23 protein-coding genes and 3 tRNA genes are annotated in these 23,506 nt (G+C 57.4%); 3 read left to right on the forward strand and 23 right to left on the reverse strand.

Features of this window, described 5'->3' with window-relative positions:
• Position 1: 1 nt before the first annotated feature.
• The 5 genes from EKM86_RS08890 to EKM86_RS08910 all read right to left on the reverse strand — a co-directional run bounded on the left by EKM86_RS08890 (position 2) and on the right by EKM86_RS08910 (position 4,417).
• Complete coding sequence (locus tag EKM86_RS08890) at positions 2–1,126, reverse strand: ATP-grasp domain-containing protein (protein ID WP_164506234.1); 1,125 nt, start codon at positions 1,124–1,126, stop codon at positions 2–4.
• Positions 1,119–2,468, reverse strand: coding sequence for a nucleobase:cation symporter-2 family protein (locus EKM86_RS08895; RefSeq protein ID WP_125757165.1), 1,350 nt, complete (start codon positions 2,466–2,468; stop codon positions 1,119–1,121). Before EKM86_RS08895 ends, EKM86_RS08890 begins: the two co-directional genes overlap by 8 nt.
• Positions 2,469–2,477: 9 nt before the next feature.
• Positions 2,478–3,053 (reverse strand): xanthine phosphoribosyltransferase, encoded by a 576-nt coding sequence (locus EKM86_RS08900; RefSeq protein ID WP_164506235.1) that lies wholly within the window; start codon positions 3,051–3,053, stop codon positions 2,478–2,480.
• A 273-nt stretch (positions 3,054–3,326) separates the two neighbouring features.
• Positions 3,327–3,917: a glycoside hydrolase family 73 protein gene (locus EKM86_RS08905; protein WP_125757169.1), complete on the reverse strand. Its 591-nt coding sequence runs from the start codon at positions 3,915–3,917 to the stop codon at positions 3,327–3,329.
• Positions 3,917–4,417: a hypothetical protein gene (locus EKM86_RS08910; protein WP_125757171.1), complete on the reverse strand. Its 501-nt coding sequence runs from the start codon at positions 4,415–4,417 to the stop codon at positions 3,917–3,919. The genes EKM86_RS08905 and EKM86_RS08910 overlap by 1 nt, the downstream gene beginning before the upstream one ends.
• 108 nt (positions 4,418–4,525) lie before the next feature.
• On the opposite strand from EKM86_RS08910, the gene EKM86_RS08915 reads away from it, so the two are divergent.
• The gene (locus EKM86_RS08915; protein WP_125757173.1) at positions 4,526–5,158 is read left to right on the forward strand and encodes a hypothetical protein; all 633 of its coding nucleotides are present in this window, start codon (positions 4,526–4,528) and stop codon (positions 5,156–5,158) included.
• 143 nt (positions 5,159–5,301) lie between these two features.
• Here the strand turns inward: EKM86_RS08915 and EKM86_RS08920 are convergent, their stop codons facing one another.
• From EKM86_RS08920 to EKM86_RS08995, 16 genes are all read right to left on the reverse strand, one after another.
• Positions 5,302–5,916 carry an ECF transporter S component gene (locus EKM86_RS08920; protein ID WP_125757175.1) on the reverse strand — a complete coding sequence of 205 codons (615 nt, stop codon included), beginning with the start codon at positions 5,914–5,916 and terminating at the stop codon, positions 5,302–5,304.
• Between the two features lie 97 nt (positions 5,917–6,013).
• Positions 6,014–6,562 carry an alcohol dehydrogenase gene (locus EKM86_RS08925; protein WP_225419392.1) on the reverse strand — a complete coding sequence of 183 codons (549 nt, stop codon included), beginning with the start codon at positions 6,560–6,562 and terminating at the stop codon, positions 6,014–6,016.
• 442 nt (positions 6,563–7,004) lie between these two features.
• Positions 7,005–7,090, reverse strand: a tRNA-Leu gene (locus EKM86_RS08930).
• 69 nt (positions 7,091–7,159) lie between these two features.
• Positions 7,160–7,630, reverse strand: a complete 471-nt coding sequence (locus EKM86_RS08935) for a SprT family protein (RefSeq protein WP_125757177.1) — start codon at positions 7,628–7,630, stop codon at positions 7,160–7,162.
• A 12-nt stretch (positions 7,631–7,642) separates the two neighbouring features.
• Complete coding sequence (locus tag EKM86_RS08940) at positions 7,643–8,401, reverse strand: ABC transporter ATP-binding protein (protein WP_125757179.1); 759 nt, start codon at positions 8,399–8,401, stop codon at positions 7,643–7,645.
• A complete protein-coding gene (locus EKM86_RS08945; protein ID WP_125757203.1) occupies positions 8,394–9,293 on the reverse strand; it encodes an ABC transporter permease in 900 nt (299 codons plus the stop codon). Before EKM86_RS08945 ends, EKM86_RS08940 begins: the two co-directional genes overlap by 8 nt.
• Positions 9,294–9,295: 2 nt before the next feature.
• Positions 9,296–10,291 carry a tryptophan ABC transporter substrate-binding protein gene (gene trpX, locus EKM86_RS08950; RefSeq protein ID WP_125757181.1) on the reverse strand — a complete coding sequence of 332 codons (996 nt, stop codon included), beginning with the start codon at positions 10,289–10,291 and terminating at the stop codon, positions 9,296–9,298.
• A 304-nt stretch (positions 10,292–10,595) separates the two neighbouring features.
• On the reverse strand, positions 10,596–11,033 hold the full coding sequence (locus tag EKM86_RS08955; RefSeq protein ID WP_125757183.1) for a hypothetical protein: 438 nt from the start codon (positions 11,031–11,033) through the stop codon (positions 10,596–10,598).
• Between the two features lie 24 nt (positions 11,034–11,057).
• Positions 11,058–13,691, reverse strand: a complete 2,634-nt coding sequence (locus EKM86_RS08960) for a cation-translocating P-type ATPase (RefSeq protein ID WP_379909524.1) — start codon at positions 13,689–13,691, stop codon at positions 11,058–11,060.
• Positions 13,692–13,926: 235 nt separating this feature from the next.
• The gene (gene nadE / locus EKM86_RS08965; RefSeq protein WP_125757187.1) at positions 13,927–14,754 is read right to left on the reverse strand and encodes an ammonia-dependent NAD(+) synthetase; all 828 of its coding nucleotides are present in this window, start codon (positions 14,752–14,754) and stop codon (positions 13,927–13,929) included.
• Between the two features lie 45 nt (positions 14,755–14,799).
• On the reverse strand, positions 14,800–16,260 hold the full coding sequence (locus EKM86_RS08970) for a nicotinate phosphoribosyltransferase (RefSeq protein ID WP_125757189.1): 1,461 nt from the start codon (positions 16,258–16,260) through the stop codon (positions 14,800–14,802).
• 127 nt (positions 16,261–16,387) lie between these two features.
• Entirely contained in the window at positions 16,388–17,089 is a 702-nt protein-coding gene (locus EKM86_RS08975) for a GntR family transcriptional regulator (protein ID WP_125757191.1), read from the reverse strand.
• 113 nt (positions 17,090–17,202) lie between these two features.
• Positions 17,203–17,994 carry a pyrroline-5-carboxylate reductase gene (gene proC / locus EKM86_RS08980; RefSeq protein WP_125757205.1) on the reverse strand — a complete coding sequence of 264 codons (792 nt, stop codon included), beginning with the start codon at positions 17,992–17,994 and terminating at the stop codon, positions 17,203–17,205.
• 219 nt (positions 17,995–18,213) lie between these two features.
• Positions 18,214–19,032: a metallophosphoesterase gene (locus tag EKM86_RS08985; RefSeq protein WP_125757193.1), complete on the reverse strand. Its 819-nt coding sequence runs from the start codon at positions 19,030–19,032 to the stop codon at positions 18,214–18,216.
• 215 nt (positions 19,033–19,247) lie between these two features.
• On the reverse strand, positions 19,248–20,717 hold the full coding sequence (locus EKM86_RS08990) for a peptide MFS transporter (protein ID WP_125757195.1): 1,470 nt from the start codon (positions 20,715–20,717) through the stop codon (positions 19,248–19,250).
• Positions 20,718–20,985: 268 nt separating this feature from the next.
• The gene (locus tag EKM86_RS08995; protein WP_125757197.1) at positions 20,986–21,552 is read right to left on the reverse strand and encodes a hypothetical protein; all 567 of its coding nucleotides are present in this window, start codon (positions 21,550–21,552) and stop codon (positions 20,986–20,988) included.
• 49 nt (positions 21,553–21,601) lie between these two features.
• On the opposite strand from EKM86_RS08995, the gene EKM86_RS09000 reads away from it, so the two are divergent.
• Positions 21,602–22,027: a hypothetical protein gene (locus EKM86_RS09000; RefSeq protein WP_125757199.1), complete on the forward strand. Its 426-nt coding sequence runs from the start codon at positions 21,602–21,604 to the stop codon at positions 22,025–22,027.
• Between the two features lie 141 nt (positions 22,028–22,168).
• Here EKM86_RS09000 and EKM86_RS09005 read toward each other — a convergent pair.
• Positions 22,169–22,241 (reverse strand) — tRNA-Thr (locus EKM86_RS09005).
• 219 nt (positions 22,242–22,460) lie between these two features.
• Here EKM86_RS09005 and EKM86_RS09010 point away from each other — a divergent pair.
• Positions 22,461–23,252: a DNA/RNA non-specific endonuclease gene (locus EKM86_RS09010; RefSeq protein WP_225419393.1), complete on the forward strand. Its 792-nt coding sequence runs from the start codon at positions 22,461–22,463 to the stop codon at positions 23,250–23,252.
• 98 nt (positions 23,253–23,350) lie between these two features.
• On the opposite strand, the gene EKM86_RS09015 is transcribed toward EKM86_RS09010, so the two are convergent.
• Positions 23,351–23,422 (reverse strand) — tRNA-Asn (locus tag EKM86_RS09015).
• Between the last annotated feature and the right edge of the window lie 84 nt (positions 23,423–23,506).

Below are 23,506 nucleotides of genomic sequence, written 5' to 3' on the forward strand. Positions count from 1 at the left end.
GTTAGTCCTCCTCTGTCAGGTTCAAGTGAAAGTGATCCGTTGCGTTCAAAAGCTGCGCCGCCTCAACCAGCGGCTTGTAAATCGTCATCGTGCCGATCAGGTCATCCCCGCTCGGGTAAAACTCAAACTGCCAGTCCGGCTTGATGCGCACCTGCGTCATCGCCGCGGCGGCATCGGCCGCCCGCAGCGGGATCATGACCCCCGGTCGCAGCAGCGAGAGCTTAGGCAGCGGCCACCCAAGCAGCGCGCGCAGGTGCATCGCCACTGGGCTGAACCCGGTGGTGCTGGCCAACACGTGGTTGGTGAGCTGCGGCGCCGGGTACAGGCGCTTGACGTACAGCGACTGGTTCGCGGTCATGAAGAGTTCAATGCCAAAGGCGCCAGTGTAATTCAGGTGCTTGGCGATCAGCTTGGCCACCCGCTGAATCTCCTGGTGCACGGCGTCGCCGCCGGTAGCTGGCACGAACGCCGCCTTCAGCTGATGATGGGCAAAGACGGTTTGCACCACCGGCATGACCTTGATGTCGTCACCATTTTTGACCACGGTGACCGCGTACTCGGTCGGATGATCAAGCCAGGCCTCCAGAATGTACGGCCGCTGCTGCAGCAACTGCTGGGCGTGGGTCACATCGTCCGGACTGGTCAGACGCAGCTGCTGGTCGGCGCCCATGTCCTTTTGAATCGGCTTCAAAATGGCGGGCAGCCCAACCGACTCGATGGCCTTGGCGATGTCGCTAGGCCCCACCACCTGCGCGTACGGCAGAATGTTGACGTTGAGGTCGTCCAGGAAGACCATTTCCAAGTACCGGTCCTGGGTGACGGACAAAATGTCCACCCCGGAGGGCAGCTGGTGCTTGGTGGTCAGCTGCTGCAAGGCGTTGCCGTCGACGTTTTCATTGGCGAACGTCACCACCGTGGCCACTTCGGCCAGGCGCGACAGGGCTGCCGGATCCGTTGCCTTGCCGACGAGCGGAATGTCGGCCAAAGACAGCGCAATATCGCTTTCACTCGGCGCCAGGATGATGGTGTTCATCCCCATTGCCTTCGCCGCGGCGGCCATGCTGTAACCCAGCGGACCGCCGCCGATGATGCCGATCCCGGCACCGGGTTGAATAAAATCAGTCATGTTTGTCGACCTTTCGTGCCTGCGTCGCTTTTTCATTCAACCCGTCCGACTCTGGCAGCTCGGCAGGCGGCGTTTTGGCGTTAAAGAGTAAATTCAAGCCAACGGCGGACACGCTCGCCAGCAAAATCCCGGAGGAAAACAGCAGCTGCAGCGTCTTCGGCAGCGCCTGAACGATCTGCGGCTGAACGGTCACGCCCAGCCCCAGCCCAATCGAAATTGCGGCGACCAGTAAGTTCTTGTCGTCATGAAAATCGACCTGCTGGAGCATGCGGATGCCCTGGACGGCGACCATGCCGAACATGACCAGCATCGCCCCACCCAGCACGGGATTGGGAATGATCGTGGCCAGCGCCCCGATTTTTGGCAGCAGGCCCAGCAGCACCAAAAACAGCGCGGAGAACATCACCGGCTTGCGGGTCTTGATACCCGAAAGCTGCACCAGGCCAACGTTTTGCGAGAAGGTGGTGTACGGGAAGGTATTGAATATCCCGCCGAGCATCACAGCCAGCCCCTCGGCGCGGTAGCCTTTTTTCAGATCTGGCTGGTCAATTTTGCGGTCGACCACATCACCCAGGGCGAAAAAGACCCCGGTTGATTCGACCATCGAGGTCAGGGAAATCAGGATCATGGTGACGATTGAGCTCCACTCAAAGTGCGGGACCCCAAAATAAAACGGTGTGGGCACGTGGAACCAGCTGGCTTCGATCACCGGCCGAAACGACACCATGCCCATTAGGCCGCCCAGAAGCGAGCCGCCAATGAGCCCAATCAAAATGGCGATTGAGCGCACAAACCCTTTGCCCCACACGTTGAAGGCCAAGATCAACAACACCGTGAACATGCCGACAATCAGGTTGGCGCCGGAACCGAAACTTTTCGCCGCCACATTGCCACCGCCGAGATTCTGAAAGGCCACCGGAATCAGGGACAGCCCAATGACCGTGATCAGACTACCGGTCACCAGCGGCGGAAACAGCTTCCGCAACTTGGCAAACGGCTCGGCGATCAGGTAAACGAAGACCCCGGCGGCAATGATTGCGCCGTACATCGTTTGAATATCGAATTTCTGGCCGATCATGATCAGCGGCGCCACTGCCTGCACGGCACACCCAAGCACCACCGGCAGCCGAATGCCGAAGAACTTGTTGCCGAAGACCTGCAAGGCCGTGGCGATTCCACACATGAAAATATCGATCGACACCAGGTAAGTCATTTGTTCACTGGAAAACCGCAGGGCCGAGCCGATCAGAATCGGAACCAGGACCGACCCGGAGTACATGGCCAGCAGGTGCTGGATACCCAGCACTGCGGCCTTGGGCGCAGAGACGTCAGGCTGTTTCATTGCGACCTCCTAGTCTTCTTTGAAAATCACTTGGCCATCTTCAAACGCGGCGATCCGCGCCAGCGCTTCGACCCGGATGTGACGCTGATCAAGCAGCGCGCGGCCTTTTTGAAAACTCTTTTCGATCACGACCCCAACGCCTTCCAGGTGCGCCTGAGCCTGGGCAATGATATCGATCAGGCCCTCGACGGCCTGGCCATTGGCGAGAAAGTCATCAATGATCAGCACATGGTCATCCGGCCCGAGAAACTTGGTCGCAATGGCGATCGTGTTGGCGCTTTTTTTCGTGAAGGAGTACACCTCGGCTGTATACAGGTGGTCCTTGAGGGTCAGACTCTTGTGCTTGCGGGCGAACACCACCGGCTTGTGGAAGGCCATCCCCGCGGCCAGCGCCGGCGCGATGCCAGAACTTTCAACCGTCAGGATTTTCGTGATTGGCGTGTCCTTGAAGCGAGCGTGGAACTCCTCACCCAGCGCCGACATCAGGTCCGGGTCAATCTGGTGATTCAAGAAACTGTCCACTTTTAATACATCGGCGCCTAACACCTGGCCATCTTGCTTGATCCTGTCCTCAAGTAATTTCACTGCGTGTCCCCATCCTTCTTCGCGGTATGCCGCACTTAGTTGGTCAAATTCTACCATAGTTTGACACCCATCACAATTTGCCAAACGGCGAATGTGCGACTTTTCCAATTGGTCAAAACTTGCCCAGAGACCTGGATAGTCCGTGACAGACGGCCAATTTGACCGGCTGGTACCGAGCCATGGCCCACTTTAAAAAAGTCCCGATAATTCGTCTTTCGAGGAATTTATCGGGAAAATCAGCATAAAAATGAAAGCTTTGGGAGAATAATCCGATCACTGATCATATCGGTTCAGGTCATACGTGTTGATCAGCCGGATCAGCTTGGCCGCATAGGTGGGGTCGGTCGCATACCCGGCGCTTTGCAGCGCCTTGGCCGCGGTTTCAAAGTCCGTTGCTTGGCGCACGCCGTCGTACAGGTGCGGGTTCCACTGCGGCCCGTGGACCAGCAGCTCGGCGTGGGCCTTCATCGAGGCCTGGTCGCTGGGATAGACCCGAAACCGCGCCGACACCGTGACCCACTTGCCATTTTGGTACTCCTGGGTCTTCAGCAGCCGCGAATTGGCCGGGTCGTCGTCCTTGATGCCGAACAGGTTGTGGTAATCCTTGGCAAGCGTGGACTCCCCCCAGTCCGACTCCAAAATGGCCTGCGCCAGCGTGATGCTGGGCAGGACCTGATACTGATTCTGCAGTGTCTGCGCATAGGGCGCCAGGCGCTTAATGAACGCCGTGTGCGGTGCCGGCGGAGGCGGTGCGGCCTCTGGCTTGGGCCGCAGGTTCAGGCTTGCCCCCACCGCCACGGCGATCAGCAGCGCCGCCAGCAGGGCCCAGAGCGGCTTGGGCAGAGACTTTCGGCGTTTGGCCATCAGTCGGACTCACGCGGCGCCGGCAGCTGCTTTTTCGTCCACTCGAGTAGGGTGAGCTGCTTGGTTTCAAGCTTTTGCAGGTCCTTGGCCGGCACGATGAAATCAAGCAAGTCGACCAGCCCGTGAGCGCCGTAGTCCATGCGAATCTGCAGGTGCGCCGTGCTGCCGGCTTCATCTTTGGTTTCCTTGACCGCCGTCTGCACCCCGCTTTGCCGCAGCCAGGCTTGCGCAATCGTCGCCTTGGCCTCCTGAAAGCGCCAGGCAACGCCTTCCTCGCTGGGCGCAGTCGCGTTCAAGACCACAATTTTTTGCGCAAGCATCCATTCGTAATCCGTAAACAAGTAGCGCAGTCCATCGCGCTGCTTGGCTGTCAGCGCGGCATCGCCTGAGGCCACCGCGGCAAGCGGAATATGCAACTTGGCCGCCAGCACGGCGTTGCCCTTGTCCCGGCGCGGCTGCAGCATCATCGCGGCTAATTCCAGTAATGTTTGATCGTCCATGGTATCACCTCGAGTCTATTTTAACAGACTGAACACCGCCGGGACACGCAGTCGCGCTAGTATTTAGTGAGCAAATCGATTACCATTAAAGCGACAGGAGGTGGGCATGTGAAAAAAATCGGCATCATTCTACTCGGCTTGGTCTTTCTGGCCGGCTGCAGCGGCGTGGGGTTCAACCAGAAAGCGCAGCTGCAAGGCGCCACCAGTACCCTGAAAACACAAGTGGCCGTGCAAAGCAACCAGCTGGCCCTCATTGATGCAGACGCCGCGGCTTTTCCGTCCACTTTCCAAAAGGCCTACGCCAAGGACAACCGCCAGACGTTCGACCAAACCGGCCCGGTGAACGCGCTGATTCAACGTCGCACCAAGGCGTACAAACGCCTCGAAAGCGCGCAGACGGCCATCGAAACGGCCACGACCACACTGACCAAGGCAAGCTCACAGCAAACTGCCAACCTGCCGACCGCGACCTTGACCGACACGCTCAACAGCCTGAAACTGGCCAAGCTCGATCACAAGACCTTCGACGCCTATTACCGCGAAATGACCAGCGCCGAAACCGCCTTTTTCGCCGCCGTGGCCAAGGACCCAAGCGATACTGCCGCGATCAACGCGGCGCTGGGCAGGCTTAATGAGTACAGCAGCTCGCTCAGCCAGCAGGCCGAGATCGTGCAGGCCAACCTGCAAATGCTCAGTCAAAATGTCGCGACGCTGAGCAAAGCAGTCGATAAGATGAAATAGTTTTTCTCGAGGGTGAGACATCATGCGATTTTAGTTCAAAGTAGAAACGCCCCTGCACCACGATTTCAAATCGCGGCGCAGGGGCGTTTCTATCCTTGGCGTCGCTTGAGGGAAAGCGACAGCCAATCTGGTCTTATTTTCGATTACTTTGCCCGCCGCCGCTTTTGCACGACCAACAGGGCCTGCCCCAACACCGGCGTGACCACTGCCGCCATGGCCGCTTCTGCCACCGCGTTGATGGCAAACGCCCCGGCCAGGACCAAGCCCAAATTCCCGGCGTCAGCGCCAGGCACCACGCTGCTGGCCCGCTGGGCAAAAAAGAGCCAGGTCAGTAAGATCACCAAGGCGGTGTTCGTCAGTGCCCCGCAAATGCCTGCCAGACTCAGTTTGACGGTGGTCAGACGCCCACTGCGACGGCTTTTGAACACATGGTTGAAAACCACCGCCGCCACGACGCCAACCAGCACGCGCGGCACAATGGCGATGACCGGATTTTGAAAGAGCAAAAGGGTCATGGGATCGCCCGGCGCAGTGTAGGCCTTGATCAAACTGACCACACCCCAAAGCAGTCCCATCGTCGCGCCGCCGGGCACATCCAGCAGCACGCCGGCGAGAATGACGGTCAGATGAATGGTCGAAATCGCCGGCCACGCCGGAAACAGGCGAATGTAGCCGACCATCGGAACATACGCCTGCAGAATAATGAGGGCTCCAAATATGCCAAGCAGCGTGATTGTGTGCGTCGAATGCGTTCGCATGGTAGCACCTCCGAATTCATGATGTCATTAGTTTACCCCATAAACATCCGCTTGGGGACAAAAAAACGGCTCAGCGCCGTTGTCATTAACGAAAAATTTAGGCTTCGCGAGCCGCCGGTTGAATCTTGGAGACTGGCGCTGCCACCTTTTGGCAAGGAACCACTTTAGCATCCAGACGCTCGAGCAGCGGCGTCAGGTACGTGCGTTCGGCCTGGTGCCGCGCGGCCACTGCCTCTGCGAACGAGACGTAAGTGCGGTTGAGGACCAACCGGCCCTTGAAGAATAACCGCGCGTTCCATTTGCCGGCCTGTTTGTCATAGGAGACGCCCGTGACCCCGCTCTGGTTGGAAGAGCGCAGGTTAAGCGTCGCCGTCAGGTTGACCCCTTCGGTTGCGGCAAACTGATCTTTTTGCCCGATCTTCGCAGCGGTCTTCGGATTCGTCCGAATAGCCTGACGCATGACCTCACGGCGATAGCACCCGCATGAAGTCGTGGTGCCCTTGCGCAGCCGATAACCGTCGACCACCGTCTTGTTCCCACAGGTGCATTGGCAAAGCCAAGTTGCATTGCCATTCTTGGCTGCGCCTGCGTATGACAACACTGTTAGCCGGCCAAATTTCTGACCGGTTAAATCCTTTCTTCTCATTGCAAACACTCCTTACACTATAACTTTAAAGTTCCCCGCTGATTATTTTGACTGTTTGCCCTCTCCACGTCAAGAGAAAAGAAAAGATTATATATGTATTCTACGTATCCTATGTTTTCAAAACATTATTGCTATTCTGCCCGCAAATCATAGACAAGCCCGCTAAATCACGGCTTTGTACGGCGGAGAATCTGGCACACGAGTCCTGACAAGACACTGGCATCAGCTCAACCGGGAAAATAAGCCAGGTCGCTCCCGCCATTATCCAACTATTTTGATTTGGTGTTATTTTCTATCATTTTTAAAACTCCCCAGGCGAATTTTACCCCATGCCTTCAAGCGGCCTGGCCTAGGCCGGTTATTGATGTCCGTCACAATGCCCCGCGAGTGCAAAAAAGACCCAACCCCGATGACTCGGAGCTGGGCCTTACTGCACTTACGATGCGGGTGAAAAGACTCGAACTTTCATGATCGATAATGATCACAAGATCCTTAATCTTGCGCGTCTACCAATTCCGCCACACCCGCATGACGCTAAGAAGCACAAGAAATAGTATATGGGACTGTCGCAGCAATGTCAACGGGCGTTACGAAATTTCACCGCTGCGAGGCGCCCCCTGCGGCCGGCGAGGCGGCCACGAGGCGGTGGCCGCACCGGCCGCAGGCATAACGCCGCAGATCGAGCCGGCGCTGGCGCGGATATAGCTGCCCGCACCCGGTGCACTGGTAAAGGTACTTTGGCGGCTTGATGGGTGTGATCCGCGGTGCATACCGCAAGCCGCCCACCGCCGCCAGCAGCTGTTTAAACGCGGCGTCACGGTGGCGATACCCCTGATGGGCTCGGTAGAGGTGGTAGTGACACAGCTCATGCTTGATGATGCCTTGATGAGTGACAGCATCGGTGTGGGCGAATAGGGTCGGATTAAAGTCCAGGTTCTCGTCCGGCAGGTGGAACCGCCCACCGGTCGTACGCAGCCGCGCATTGAAGCGCGCCTGGTGGACAAACGGCCGGTGAAACGCCGTCAGACTCACCTGCTCCACTAAGGTTTGGAGTTCTTGGTTCGACATGGGGCCTCCCATTCAGGCAAAGTACTGAAGCAAATCGGCGCGGGTCAGCGCGGCCTTTTCCGCGCCTGAGTAATCCGCAACCAGCTCGCCGGCCTGCAAGACCACCAAGCGGTTGCCGTACTTCAGCGCCTCTTCCAGCTGATGCGTGATCATCAGGCAAGTCAGTTGTTCCTGGCGCACGATTGAGTCCGTCAGCGCCATGATCTCGGCGCTGGTGTGCGGGTCAAGCGCCGCAGTGTGCTCGTCCAAAAGCAGCAGCGCTGGCTCCTGCATGGTCGCCATCAGCAGGCTGAGCGCCTGGCGCTGGCCGCCGGATAGAGCCTCAGTCGGCTTATCCAGAGCCTGATCCAGCCCGTTGGTGGTCTGCTTTGTCAGCGCCAAAAACTCGCTTTGCCGAGCCTTGAGCCCCCGGGACTTCAAGCTCAGGCGCTGGCCGCGGTGGCTCGCCAGCAGCAAGTTTTCCGCCACGGTCATTCGCGGAGCCGTGCCCATTTTCGGGTCCTGGAACACCCGGGCGATCAGCTTCGCCCGGTGCTCGGGCCGCGCGCGCGTGATGTCCTCGCCGGCGAGCGTGATTTTGCCGCTGGCGACCGGCTTATCCCCGGTGATGGCGTTGAACAGGGTCGACTTGCCGGCCCCATTGGCCCCCAAAACGGTGACAAAATCTCCCGGGGCGACGGTCAAGTTGATGTTTTGCAACAGTGCCCGCGACGTCTCCCCCACGGCGACGTTCACGTCGACATTACTCAAGGTCAATTGTGCTTCAGCCATTTGTCTTCACCCCATTTTTCAATACTCGCCGAATCTTGAACCGGTGCTCAAAGGCCGGAATCATGATCAGGATCGCCAGGACGATTGCCGAGATCAGTTGCAGATCGTTCGGCGAAAAGCCCAGGCGCAGGACCAGCAGCAGGACGAACCGGTATAAGATGCTGCCCAGCACCGTCGCGACCAGGCGCTGGCTCAAGGTCAGCTCGCCGAACAGCACCTCGCCGATGATGATCGACGCCAGCGCGATGACAATGACCCCGATGCCCATGTTCACATCCGCATACCCGTTGTTTTGGGCAATCAGCGATCCGGACAAGGCGACCAAACCATTACCGACAATCAGGCCCAGCACTTCCTGGCGGGCCGGGGCGATGCCCAGGCTGCGAGCCATGGTCGGGTTATCCCCGGCCGCGATGAAGCCCTGCCCCAGTTGCGTGTTTAAGAACAAGATCAGCAGCGTGACCACCACCAAGGCGACGATCAGCCCCACGACCACGCTGTCAAAATAGGGTGGCAGGCTTTTCAAAAATTTGGCGGCAAACAAGTTCGGCTTGTTCAACAGCGACAAGTTCGCGCGCCCCATGATCCGCAGGTTGACCGAGTACGCCCCAGTCATGACCAGGATGCCGGCGAGCAGCACCGGCACCTTGCCCACCGTGGTGAGAAAACCAGTGATCGCGCCGGCGGCCATGCCGGCCAGCATCCCCAACAGCGTGGCCAGAAGCGGCGTGATCCCGTTGGAAATCGCCGCAACGGTGACCGCCGCGCCTAACGGGAAGGTTCCTTCAACCGTCATGTCAGGAAAATCCAAGATGCGGAAGGTCAAAAACAGCCCGACCCCCATCAGTCCGTATAACAACCCTTGCCCAATGGCAGAAACTCCTAAGCCCATCATTATTCGATCACCGTCCCATTCTTGCGTGCGTCATCGACAACGGCCTGCGGAATGCTCAACCCCAGGACCTTCGCCTGCTTCAAGTTAATGATCAGTTCACCCTTCTTGGCAAAATGAATCGGCGTGGTGGCCGGATTTTTGCCTTTGAGAATGGCGGCGGTCATTTTACCGGTCGATACCCCAAGGTCGAACTGGTTCAACCCGAGCGTTGCGACCCCGCCCTGCTTGACCATCGTGTCGACAGTTGGGAACACCGGAATCTTCTGGGTGTTGGCCACCTGAACCAGCGTCGGCATCGCAGAGGCGATCGTGTTATCGGTCGGCACGAAAATCGCATCGACCTGGGTCACCATTTGCGCGGCGACCTGGTGCAGGTCATTGGTGTTGGCGATGGTGAAGTTCTTGACCGTGAAGCCTTCGTTTGGCGCTTCCTTGGTCACCATCTTGGCCTGGACCTGCGCCGACGAGTCACTCGATGTTGAGATCACGCCGAGCACCTTGGCCTGCGGCATGATCTGCCGCACCAGTTTGAGCTGAGCCTTGATCGGGGCCTGGTCGGACACGCCGGTGATGTTGTTACCCGGCCGTTCATTATTCTTGACCAAGCCTGCTCCCTTTGGATCCGTGATCGCGCCAAGCACGATCGGAATCTTGGTGGACGCATCCGCCAGCGCCTGCGCGGATGGGGTCGCGATGCCAACCATCGCGGCCGCCTTTTCGTTGACGAAGCGCTCAGACATCGTCTTCATGTTGCTTTGGTCGTTTTGCGCGTTTTGAAAATCAATTTTGACGTTCTTGCCGACGGTGTAGCCCTCGTCGGCCAAGCCCTTAATAATGCCCTTATGGATCGCATCCAGCGCCGGGTGGCTCATCAGCTGCAAAATGCCAACGGTGGGCACCTCGGCTTTGGTCTCGGCTTGCGGCTTGCCGGTTGAAACAAAGGCAATGCCCAGAAAGCCAAGCAGGATGACGATCAAACCAATCATACGTTTCATGTGCGAATTCCTCCTAAGAAATCAAAAAGGCAGATCCAACCGCGCAGGCTGCGGAGATCTGCCGAAACAAAAATCCGCACAAACTCAAAAGTTCAGAGTCTATGCGGACATACTGCTTGAACGCCAACATAGACACGACCTGCGTGTGGCAGGTCGTGTCAGCGACCTACCTAGTGTTGGCTTTGCCAGCGAACATTGATCTGGGTAGTGTGGTTAGTCATGTGGCGTTCCTCCTTAAATGATTAATCTGAGAATACGTTTCTCGCCGGGCCATGTCAAGTCCTTGGCGAAAAATAATTTTGACTTAGGCGATGCGCGTGATTTTGCTCAGCTGCGTCATGATGCGCTCGGTGGCCGCGTCCTGAGCCTTTTCGGCCGCGTCAAACGCTGCCTGGTCCAATTGAGCCGGGCTGTCTTTGAGGCTGTCGGTCATTGCCTGGCAGCCGGCGACAAAATCTCGGTAAGCTGAGATCAGCAGCTTGTGCGTGCCGATGAAGCGGGCCGGCGGTGTGGTGTTGGCCAAGGTGGTCAGCAGCTCGCCGTACTTTTCGGTGCCATCTTCAAATAGCTGCTTGGTCGCGCCGTACTCTTGCGGGTCAAAGTCGGCGATGGTGCCGGCGTCGATCGCCTTGCGCAGCGCGGTGAACTTGGGGTTGAGCAGGTCCTGCTCAGCCTCGGTGCCGCCCATTACCTGCTGCATAACGTTGCTGAAGTGAACCATTTTTTGCTGATTTTTATTCATCGAAAAATCCTCCTGTTCACCAGTTTACCGCTTTTGCGCGTGGCGTTGGCAGAATTTCACGATTTCCACAATCACGACCATGGCCACACCGGCGCCGAGCACCGTCGCCCACTGGAACCCGTCCAGTTCGGTCACATGGAACAGACCGTTAAAGCCTGGCACTAAAATGGTGACCATTAGCAGCAGGGCGGACACGAAGATCGCCCAGTTGAACGCCTTGTTGCGGAAGAAGCCAACCGTGAATAGGCTCTGGTGGACTGACTTGACGTTGAAGGCATGGAACAGCTGGATTAAGCCCAGCGTCGCGTACGCCATGGTCAAGGCATCCGCGTGAATCGCGGCGTTCGTCGTGTGAATCGGCCAGGTAATGGCGATGAAGTACACCCCTAGGGTCAAGAGCCCTTCCAGGATGCCCTGCCAAATTACGGCCTGACCGACGCCACCGGTGAAGAAGTTCGACTTACGACCGCGCGGCTTTTGCTTCATGATGCCAGGTTCGGTCGGCTCAACGCCCAGCGCGATCGCCGGGAAGGTGTCGGTCACCAGGTTGATCCACAGGATGTGAACCGGGGCGAGCAGATCCCAGCCCAGCATGGTCATCATGAACAGGGTCAACACTTCACCCAAGTTGGCAGACAGCAGGTACTGAATCGCCTTTTGAATGTTGGAAAAGACTTTCCGGCCTTCCTCCACGGCAATCACAATGGTGGAGAAGTTGTCGTCGGCCAGCACCATGTCGGACGCGCCCTTGGACACTTCCGTCCCGGTGATGCCCATGCCGATGCCGATGTCTGCGGCCTTGAGGGCCGGCGCATCGTTCACACCGTCGCCGGTCATCGCGACGACCTTGCCGCGCTTTTGCCAGGCGTTGACGATGCGGACCTTGTGCTCCGGCGCCACGCGGGCGTACACGGAGTACTTGTCGACGTTCTTTTCAAATTCCTCGTCAGACTGCTGGTCTAGCTCGGCGCCGGTGATGACCGCCGCGTCATCGCCAGGGGCAATAATCCCGAGGCGGCCAGCAATCGCCTCGGCGGTGTCCTGATGGTCCCCGGTAATCATCAGCGGCCGGATACCAGCCGCCTTCGCGTCCGCCACGGCCTTCGCCGCTTCCGGCCGTTCCGGATCGATCATGCCAATCAGCCCCGCGAAGATCAGGTCTTGCTCAACCGTGTCGGAATTGACCGGATCAGGCACGGCATCGATCACCTTGTAAGCCGCGCCCAGCACGCGAAGCGCCTGCTTGGCCATGCCGGTGTTTTCACGCAGAATGGTGGCCTCGTCGGCGGCACTCAGCTCGCGTGCGGAGTCGCCTTCCGCCAGTTTAGTGGTGCGCTTCAGCAGCTGGTCCGGCGCGCCTTTGGTCGCCACCAAAAAGCGGCCGTCTTTCAGCTGGTGAATGGTGGACATCAGCTTCCGCTCGGAGTCAAACGGCACCTCGGCGACGCGCGGCTCTGCTTGAAGCTCGCCTTTCAGGTCAAAGTCGTGCTGCTGCCCGTAAGCGACCAGCGCGGTTTCCGTGGGGTCACCCAGCATGACGCCATCGTCCTGAATTTTGGTGTCATTGGCAAAGTTCATGATGCGCATGATCGGGTTTTGCGACTGCACGCCGTCCTTGGCGTCGTGCAGCTGGCCGTCGTAGTACACTTTTTCGACCGTCATTTTGTTCTGCGTCAGGGTCCCGGTTTTATCAGAGGCAATGATTTCAGTCGAGCCCAGCGTTTCAACGGCCGGGAGCTTGCGGACCAGCGAGTTACGCTTGGCCAGCTTCTGCGTGCCCAGCGCCAGGATAACGGTGACAATAGCCGGCAACCCTTCGGGAATCGCGGCCACGGCCAGGGAAATCGCCGTCAGGAACATTTCCGGCAGGGTCTCGGCACCGCGCCAGACCCCGACCACAAAGACGAAGGCGGCGATGACCAAGATCATGATGGTCAAGGTCTTGCCCAGCGCCTTGAGGTTTTCAGATAGCGGCGTGGTCGTTTCCTGGGCCGCGTTCAGCATCCCCGCAATGCGGCCCACTTCCGTCTGCATGCCGGTAGCCACCACCACACCGACCGCCCGGCCGTACGTGATATTCGAGTTCATGAACACCATGTTGGTCCGGTCGCCGATACCGATGTCGGTACCTGCCAGCGGCTCAGTTTGTTTTTCGACCGGGACAGATTCCCCCGTGAGCGCCGACTCTTCGCTTTTCAGGTTGGCAGATTCCAAAAGCCGCAGGTCGGCTGGCACGACATCGCCAGCTTCCAGCAGCACAATGTCGCCGACCACCAGCTCGGAGCTCGGCACGGTCAGGACCTGGCCGCCGCGGCGCACATGAGCGTTCGGGGTGGACATTTTCTGCAGCGCGTCAATGGCTTCCTCGGCCTTGCTTTCCTGGAACACGCCGAAGACCGCGTTCAAAATGACCACCGCCAAAATGATGAAGGCGTCGGCCCATTCGTGGACGATGAACCCGGAAATCAGCGCCGCAACCAGCAGGACGATGATCATAAAGTCCTTGAACTGATCCAGAAAGCGCATCAACAGCGTCTTCTTCTCGCCTTGGGCCAGGGCGTTCGGGCCGTTTTGCGCCAGCCGCGTCTGGGCCTCTTGCGCGCTCAGGCCCGTCTCGTCATTCGTCTGGAGCCGCTTTAGTGCTTCGTCGTTCGTGATGGCGTAGAACGCTTTTTGCTCTGCCAATAAAATTTCCTCCTTTAGCGATTAACTAATTTTAGCTTACCATGTTTAGTAAAAAAAAAGACTCACACTGCCTCATGGCAGCATAAGTCTCACAGTTTCAGGTCACACCAGAATTTTGCCTAGCTGATGACATGACCACGGCAAGCGCCGTTAGTTACTCCCTTATGTGTAGGATAAGTATAACTAATTAACTACTTTGGGGCAAGGCTTATTTCCAAAAGTCGTCAAAGACCGTGATTGGCAGGTGGCGCTTGTGTGCGGACCGCTGGTACCAGCGCTCGATGGTTTCGGCGGCCTGATCGGACACGGCCTTCCCTTCCAGGTAGTCATCGATGTCGCGGTAGGACACGCCCAGAGCGACCTCGTCCGGCAAGGCCGGCCGGTCCTCTTCCAAATCGGCGGTCGGCGCCTTCTCGTAAAGGTGCGCCGGTGCGTCCAGCAGCTTCAAGAGGCTGGCGCCTTGCCGCTTGTTCAGCCGCCAAAGAGGCGTCACATCAGCCCCGCCATCGCCAAACTTGGTGTAAAACCCGGTGACGGCTTCGGCGGCGTGGTCGGTGCCGACCACCGCCCCACTCCGGGCGCCGGCGATCGCGTACTGGGCGATCATCCGCGCACGCGCCTTCATGTTGCCCTTGTTGAAGTCGGACACCGTCAGATGGTTGGCCGCGACTGCCTGTTCCATTGCGTCAACTGAATCCTTGATGTTAACGCGCATGGTTTCGTCAGCCTTCATAAACTCGATGGCGGCCATGGCGTCGGCCTCGTCGGCCTGTTCGCCGTAAGGCAGGCGCACCGCGATGAACTTGTAAGTGGTATCCCCGGTTTCCTGGCGCAACTCAGTCATGGCCCGCTCTGCCATCGCACCGGCGAGCGTTGAGTCTTGGCCGCCGGAAATGCCAAGCACATAGGTCTTCAGCCCCGGAAAGCGGCTGATGTACTGTTTCAAGAAGTCGACCGAGCGCCGGAACTCCTTTTCCGGGTCGATGGTTGGCTGAACGTGCAGGGCGGTGATGATTTCTTTTTGTAGTGGACGCATGGTTTTCTCCTTTAAATCAGGCCGGCGAACGGTCGCAAAAATTGGTTACAGCTGCTGCTTTTGGACCTTGACCTTCACGTGCTTGATCAAATCCATCTTGTCATCCCAAAGCTGTTGGGACAAATCGACCGGGTACTCCTGCGGGTTGAGCACGCGCGTGTATTCGTCCCACAGCGAGTCGACACTCTGGAGGCAAAAGGCGCGAATCGCATCAAGCGTCGGCAGCTGATAGACCAGTTGACCGTGGTCAAAAATGGTCGTCAGAACCGGCCGCGCGTTGAAGTCCGTGACCGTTTTGTTGATGTACGGGTAGCTTGGGTGGAACATGTACAGCTCGTCCTGATCGGCGACTTCCTCCTCGTCGCGGGCGATGAAGTCGCCTTCGGACTTGCCGTTGGAGCGGCGCGTGATTCGCCAGACCTGTTTCTTGCCTGGCGTCGACACCTTTTCGGCGTTGGACGACAGCTTGATGGTGTCCACCATTTTGCCAGTTTCGTCCTCAATCGAGACGAGTTTGTACACGGCCCCGAGTGCCGGGTGATCGTACGCCGTGATCAGCTTGGTCCCAATGCCCCAGATGTCGATCTTGGCGCCTTGCATCTTGAGGTTTTGGATCGTGTTTTCGTCCAAGTCGTTGGAGGCGACGATTTTGGTCTGCGTGAAGCCGGCTTCGTCCAGCTGCTGGCGGACCCGCTTGGAGATGTAGGCCATGTCGCCGGAATCGATACGCACCCCTTGGAAGTCGATCTTGTCACCCATTTCCTTAGCGACCTTGATCGCCGCCGGCACGCCGGAGCGCAGAGTGTCATAGGTGTCGACCAGGAATGTCACATCGTGGTTGACTTCGGCGTACGCCTTAAACGCCGCGTAATCGTCGCGGTAAGCCTGCACCAGCGCATGCGCGTGAGTGCCGGCAATGGGAATGCCAAACAGCTTACCGGCACGGACGTTGGAGGTCGAGTTGAACCCACCGATGTACGCGGCCCGGGTGCCCCAGATGGCGGCGGAAGTTTCCTGCGCGCGCCGGGTGCCAAATTCCATCAACGGGTCGCTTCCGACCACGGCGCGGATCCGCGCCGCCTTAGTGGCGACCAACGTCTGGTAGTTCAAAATGTTGAGCAGCGCGGTTTCGACCAGCTGTGCCTGGGCCAGCGGGCCTTCCACCTGCATCATGGGTTCGTTGTTGAACACCAGGTCGCCTTCGACTGCCGAGCGCACCGTGCAGGTGAACTTGAGGTCCCGCAGGTAATCCAAAAAGCCCTGCGGATATTCCGTGGATTCCTTCAGGTAGGCCAGGTCGGAGTCGCTAAACCGGAGCTGTTGCAGATACTCGACCGCGTGCTCCAGCCCGGCGAACACGGCAAAGCCGCTGCCAAACGGCAGGTCGCGGAAGTAGCATTCAAATACAGCGTTGCGCTCGGCGATCCCTTGTTGCCAGTACGTGTACATCATGTTCAATTCGTAAAAGTCTGTATGCAAGACTAAACTGTCGTCCGCATAGTCCATTGTCTGCTCCTTTGCGCACGGGGCTGCCGTGCGACTGTCTTGGGTTGGAATGATTGCTATTATACCAAAAAAGCGAAGCGCGTGCTTTTACGCACGCGCTTCGCTAATCAGTCTTAACAAACTGGCCTTAGCGCTCAAGGTAAAACTCGAACCGCTCACCCACGTACTGGGTCCGGACGTACTCGAACGGCCTGCCGTCCTGAAGAAACGAGGTCTGGCGCAGCCGCAAAATCGCGTCCCCGCGCTTGATCGCGAGGTACTCAGCGATTCGCTCAGAGGCGGTCATCGCACTGACGGTTTGCTGCGCGCCGCCGAGCACGTAGCCGCCTTTTTTCTCCAGGGTGTGGTAGAAGGACTTGGTGACTTCGCTTTTGGAAAAATCCTTCACCAGATCGTACGGCACCGTGGCCACCTCGAAGCTGATCGGGACATCATCGGCGAACCGGATCCGCTCCATTCTAAGCACCTGGTCGCCGTCCTTGAGCTTCAGCTTTTCACTTTCCGAAAGCGACGGCTTGGCCACATGGTAGGAAATCGTTTTGCTCGACGGCCGCTTGCCCTGCGCAATCATGATGTCGGTAAAGCTGGTCACCCCGGACACGCGCTCTTGCACCTTCTGGTTGGCCACAAACGTGCCAGCCCCGATGCGCCGCTCCAGGATACCTTCATCGACCAGCGTCTGAATCGCTTGTCGCAGGGTCATCCGTGACACATTGAACGTCACGGCCAAATCGCGCTCGCTGGGAATGCGGTCGCCGATTTGCCACTTGCCTGCTTCAATGTCCTTCTTGATCTGATTATGGATCTGAATGTATACCGGTGCTTCCATGAGCTTCGTCCTCCCTTGGGCTGCAAGGCCACGACCCGCTAATACCTATATGATAACTGGTATAGACCTAAAATACAAGGATACGGACCAAATTGGTCGGCCAAAGCCGCTGCTTACTGCCGGTCCTTGGCGATCGTCGCATCAACGCCAGCGACCACGGCCGGCATGAAGCCCGCTGCCTCCATTGCCAGCATCCCTGCCACCGTCGTGCCGCCGGGGCTGGCGACTTTATCGGCCAAATCCATGGGACTGTCCTTGCGATTTAGGACCATCTGCGCTGACCCGGCCACGGCCTGCGCGGCGATTTGCGTGGCGGCCTGCTTGGTCAACCCGTACTTCACGCCGGCGCGGCTGAGCGCGTCGATAAACATGTAGACAAACGCCGGGGAACTGCCAGCCAGGGCTACAAACGTCGAGAAATCCTTTTCCGGCAGCGCGATGGTCTCACCCAGCCGGTCCAGCAGCGCCACCACGTCAGGCAGCACCGCAGCGGCCGCGGTGTTGGCGGCATAAGCCGTCATGCCTGCGTTCAGCGCCACGTTCAGGTTCGGCATCACCCGCACCAGCGGTATGGGCAGGGTTGCCCAGGTCGCAAGCGTCTTTAAATCAACCCCGGTCAGCAAGGACAGCACCGGCACTGGCTTTTGTTTCAACGCGTCGTGCGCCTCCGCAAAAACCGGCTGGCCCACTGCCGGATCGACCGCCAGCACCACCCAGTCCGCCGCTTCCACCACGGCGGCGTTGCTTGCGGCGGCCGCGGCACCAATGCTGGCCGCATACGGTTCATAATTGGCAGGATGGCCGCCGTGGATGATGAGATCAGCAGGTGCGAGCACCTTCGCCTTAAGCAGTCCGGAAATGATTGCCTGGGCCATGTTGCCGGCCCCAATAAAGCCAAGTTTCATCATTTTTCCTCCTTCAATCCGTCACGATGCAAAAAAAGCTGCCACACTGGCAGCTCGTCTGAAGGATCTAGTCAGCGAACCTAGGAACCCGAAGGAACAGATTTACAATTCGTCGCGTTTAGCCGCTTCGCGAATCCTCCATGAATCAACAGCTATTAGCATACAAAAAATGTTCACCAGACGCAACGCTTTTCCCGATGGGCTGCTTTTGCCTTTGCCTCACGCCTGCAGGGTAATCAACGTCGTCTGCCACTCGGTGAACCAGTCATGGCTCTCCCACTCATTGAGTCGGCGCAGGCCGTAGCCCATCGGCCGGTGATGGTACGTCGTGTGATTGACGACCACTTGCTGGTCGCGGTGGTGGAGATGGCCAAACACCACATCGGTGACCCGGCTCTGCTCGAGCAGCTCACCTAAGCGGCGCGACCCCATCAGCCCGGCGGCCATCTCCCAGCGCGAATGTGCAGGCGCAGGCATCATCATCAAAGGCGTCGGCACAAAATGAGTCACGTAAATGACCCGATGACCGGCAGCCGCCAGCAAATCGCGCTTGGTGGTGGTCAGCACCCGTGCCATGCGCTCGCGATCAGACACCGGTTGATCGATCGCCGAATCGATCCAGTACGCTCGCTTCCACTGCGCAAAGTCCGCATCCGTCGCCTTTAGGTCCGCAGGCGCCAGCGAGTAATCATACCAGCCATTGTTGCCGATGATCACAGTGTTGGTGCCAGGCAGGGTCAGCGTCTTTTCGTGAAGGTACAGCGGCGACACCGAGCTTTGCGCGGTTTGGTACGACACATTTTTGACTAGATCGTGATTGCCTGCTAGGTAGCGGACAACCACTTTCGAACCGACCGCCTGCTGCAAGGCGCGATAGAACCACAGGGTCTTGGTAAAATCATTGAAGGTGTCCCCGGCGTTCACGTACACCTGATAGTGGTTTGCAAGCAAGTACCCCGCGATTTTGACCACCGCTGCCTGGGCGTCGATATGATTCACATCGAAATGATTGTCGACACTGAACGCTAATTTGACCATCTGCATCCCCCGTTTCCAGCCCGCCGCGGTTAGCCCACCGGCAGGTCGCGGCACCTGATGTTCGCCGCATGATTCATGCTTATCTTGGGGGCAAGCTCGGGTGAATGTCAACTCTGGCCCGCCGCGTGATCAGCGACTGGCAAACAGTAGTAGCGCAATAAAAAACGTCCTGCTCAGACCAGACGCGTCTGCCAGAACGGTTTTTGAGTCGTCAATTAGTTGACGCCTTGCATCAGTTTTTCGATGCGTGGGACGATGAAGAACATTAACACCCCGAGCACCACGGTCAAAGCGCCGATGATGCCGAAGTAGGCCATCTCCGTGCCCGGCGTGTAAAAGCGGACCAGCTGAGCGTTGATCGCCTGAGCCGCCGCGTCGCACAGGAACCACATGCTCATCATCTGCGACGAAAATGCCTTGGGCGCAAGCTTTGTCGTGACGGACAGGCCAACCGGTGAGATCAGCATCTCGGCAATTTCGACAATCGCCCATGACAGCACCAGCCACAGCGGTGAGACCCGGGCGCTGATGCCCGACAGCATCAGCGGCAGAATCATCACCAGGTACGAAACCCCGGCAAACACCAAACCAGAGGCAAACTTTTTCGGTGAGCTTGGCTGCTTATCGCCCATCTTCACCCATAGGCGAGCAAAAATTGGCCCGTACAGCAGGATGAACAGCGGGTTGAGCATCTGGAACCAGCCTGGCAGGATCTTGAACCCGGCAAAGTTAAGTTGCGTTTGGTTCGCCGCAAACACGGCGAGGACCGACGAGCCGGATTCTTCAATCGCCCAAAAAATCACGGCCGCTAGAAACAGCGGTACATAGGCCCAGACCCGAGAGCGCTCGACCTTGGTGACCTTTTTGGACCGCAGCATCATCCAGAAATAGATGATCGGAATCGCCACTGCGAAAATAGTGATCAGACTGATGACGTTCGTCACGTTGAGCGCACCCATGGCCGCCATGCCGACCAGCAGGATTGCCAGGACCAGCAAGCCGATGCCAATCTTGCTCAGCAGCGGCCGCAGTTCGGCCGCGGAAATTGGATCTGGCGCCTGATTGTCCTTGTGGTTGATGTACTTGCGCCCATCGATCACATAGAAAATCAGGCCGACTGCCATCCCAAATGCCGCCAGCGAGAAGCCAACATGAAAGTTGTACTTGGCCTGAAACCAGGTCACGACCAGCGGTGCCAGCAGCGAGCCAAAGTTGATCCCCATCACGAAGATGGAGAAGCCGGAGTCCCGCCGCAGGTCTTTCTCGCTATACAAGTTGCCAACCATTTCTGAAACGTTCGGTTTGAGGAGCCCCGTGCCCAGCACAATCAGAATGATCGAGCCAAACAAAGCGAGCGAGCCTGCCGGCAGGCTCAGCATAATGTGCCCCAGCATGATCAAAATACCGCCCCAGAAAACCGTCTTGCGGGCGCCCAGCAGCCGATCAGAAATGAACCCACCAATCGTTGAGCTCAGGTACACCAGCGAGCCGTAAATCGACATGATTGACAGCGCGGTCGGCTGACTGAACCCCAGCCCGCCCTTGGCAACGGAGTAGTACATGTAGTAAATGAGAATGGCCCGCATACCGTAATACGAGAACCGTTCCCAGAATTCGGTCATCGACAGAGTTAGGAGCCCTCGGGGATGGCCCAGAAATTGCTTTTCTTTTTTAGGTTTATCCATATAAAAATGCTTCCTCTCTCACTCAGCCCTAGTTAATTGCAAGAGGTTGCTGAGAATACAAGGAAACATTATAAGCGCGAATCATTATGCACTCAAATTGAATTTTAGTGGGCTAGCTATTTTCTCATTGCGCCTCTCATAATATCCTGATTGCGATTGATTGTCGCCGAGCAAGCGCCTGGAAGCAAGGCGGATAAAGCGACTGCACGGAAAAACGTCATATGAGGCGATTATGAGGCTGTAAGCGCTGCGAATGAGAAAATAATAATTATTCATTTCCGCCAGCCGTCACACTGCTGCTGGTGCTCGGTGCGCTGCTGCTCCCACTACCTGCGCTGGCCTGCGTGGCCGCCTGAGCCCGCTTGGTAAAGGCAATCACGCTCTTGGGGAGTTGCCCACCAAAATACTGCTGGCCGACGGTTTGACACTGCTTGAAGAATTCTTTGCTAGCCGCGTTGTACGCGGCCTGGTCAGTGCCCACCATCGTCGTCAGCATCGTCTGGGCAGCCTTTACATACGCCTGCAACGCCTTGGTCAGATCAGGGTTGGACTGATTGTCCGCCAGTTGGAGACTGATTTTTTCCAGCGCGGCCTGGCCGGTTTTGGCACTGGCCTTGATCTGCGCCACCGGCTGCTTGTAGCTGGCCTGATTCAGCGGCTTGATTACGGCGTTTGAGGCTTTCACGTACCGCGCCTGCAACTGCTGTGTGGTATACTGTCTGCTAGTGATGACCGTCTTGGAACTGCTTGACGCCTGCTTGGCCGGCTTTTTTGCACAGCCGCCCAGCACCAAAAACAGCCCCAATAATGTCATCAACTGCCTAAATCTTTTCATGATCCGCCTCCAATGGTCATGATTATAGCATAGAAAGAAGGTGGCACCCATGACGCTATGGCATCTGATGTTCAACAAACCCGCCTTTACGAAGGGTCAGGCCAAGCACATCGTGTACACACTCCAAGACGCCGGCAGCTTCGGCGGGTTTCCCCTTGATAAGATCGGGATCGTCCGCGACACCGAGGAGCTACTCTACTTGGACATGCAGTTCCGGGTAACCATCGGGCTGACCCAGGACACTTTTGAGAACATGCTCAAGTACTTGCTCGTGCTGTCCGGCCGCTTGGACACTGCCCCGCTTTCCGTGTATTTTTCAATCATGCAGAAAAGCCTGGACGAGCTTCAAATCACCTACCAGCGCTATGAAGACCACAGCCTGGACGTCTTCTTTTGGCAGAGCCCGCCCATTGTCGCGCCGGCTGAGGACAAGGAACGACTGCGGTTCCGCGAAGATGAGAAAAATAACGGTTAGTTCGCCTTAATCTCGTCATCGTGTGTCCCCATCGTGTCCACTTTGCTAAAGTTCGATCAACTTTTCGAGTGAATCACAAAAGCGGAAACCCACTGATACCGGGCTTCCGCTTTTCTTGTATTATCGAACTGAAGCACTAACTGCCGTCTAAAGGATTCGAACCTTCGACCCTCGGTTTACGATACCGATGCTCTACCAACTGAGCTAAGACGGCATAAGTTTCATGACAACAAACGTAATTATACAGGAGCAAAAAGGCGGTGTAAACCCCTTTTTAAGCATTACTGGCCGTGGTCACACCAGGCGGGACTGCCCTATCTCAACGGTTGGTCTGTCAATGGCATCATTAACGCTAAGCCATCTTGCTGATTGACCCAGTTAGTTCAGCCAAACCCCGCTACTATGCTAAACTATTGGTCTAAGGAGGATGCAGATGGCAAGAAGAAAAGGCACCGCCCGGACCCTGGGGGTCGCGGTTGCGGTCATCGTCAGTCTGGTCGCTTGGGGGGCCAAACAACTTAACTCAACCCAGCCCGCACAACCGGCGACCACGACTCAAAGCCAAAGCCAACCTGGCGACTACCAAAAGCTGGCCGCTTTGGATTATCACAGCGGCGCTTCACCGGTGATCACCGTCAACGGCGACCACGCACAACTCAACATGACCGACTGGGCAGGTCCTCGAATCATTTATGGCAATTTAGACCACCTGAACCGCACCACGACCAATGTGGGTTACCTCAACCGGCAAACCTTGATCCACTCGGCAGGGCGGCCCAGCCAGTATTTTGAACCTACGGGTTGGCACAACCGCTACACCGTCATCGACGGAAAACGTGTCAACCGGCAAAACCGTGGCCATCTGATCGCGTACACCCTGTCCGGCAACCTCAGCGTCGACGGCCACTACCAAGCTGGCGCGCTGGGCTCGAGTGATAACCCCAAGAACTTGGCCACGCAAACCGAATTTGCCAATCAAGTCCTCATGCAACCCTACGAGGAACAAGTTCGCCAGGCTCTTGAAGATGGCGCCAAAGTCATTTACCGGGTCACTACGGTTTTTCGCGGCAACGACCTAATGCCTCGAGGCTATTGGCTGCAGGCCATATCCGACGGTGGGCTGGACTTCAATGTTTACATATTCAATGTCCAATCCGATATCCGCTACGACTATGCAACGGGCCGCAGCGTTGTCGATCACAGTATTTCCGTTCCCGAGCAATAAGCAACCGCTGGACGTAAGCCCAGCGGTTTTTTGGTTAAAAATGCGAGTCAATACATGATGGTGACAAAAAAACCAGCCTCACAGGCTGGCTTTCTTAGCTCCGGATGTCAGGCTCGAACTGACGACACCCTGATTAACAGTCAGGTGCTCTACCACTGAGCTAATCCGGAATAAAAAAAGCGCGGCAGCTTCCTACCCTCGCAGGCAGTCACCCACCAACTACTCTCGGCGTAGAGAAGCTTAACTTCTGTGTT

Origin of the sequence: Lacticaseibacillus hegangensis (assembly GCF_003946465.1) — a bacterium.
In the GTDB taxonomy this organism is placed as follows: Bacteria; Bacillota; Bacilli; order Lactobacillales; family Lactobacillaceae; genus Lacticaseibacillus; species Lacticaseibacillus hegangensis.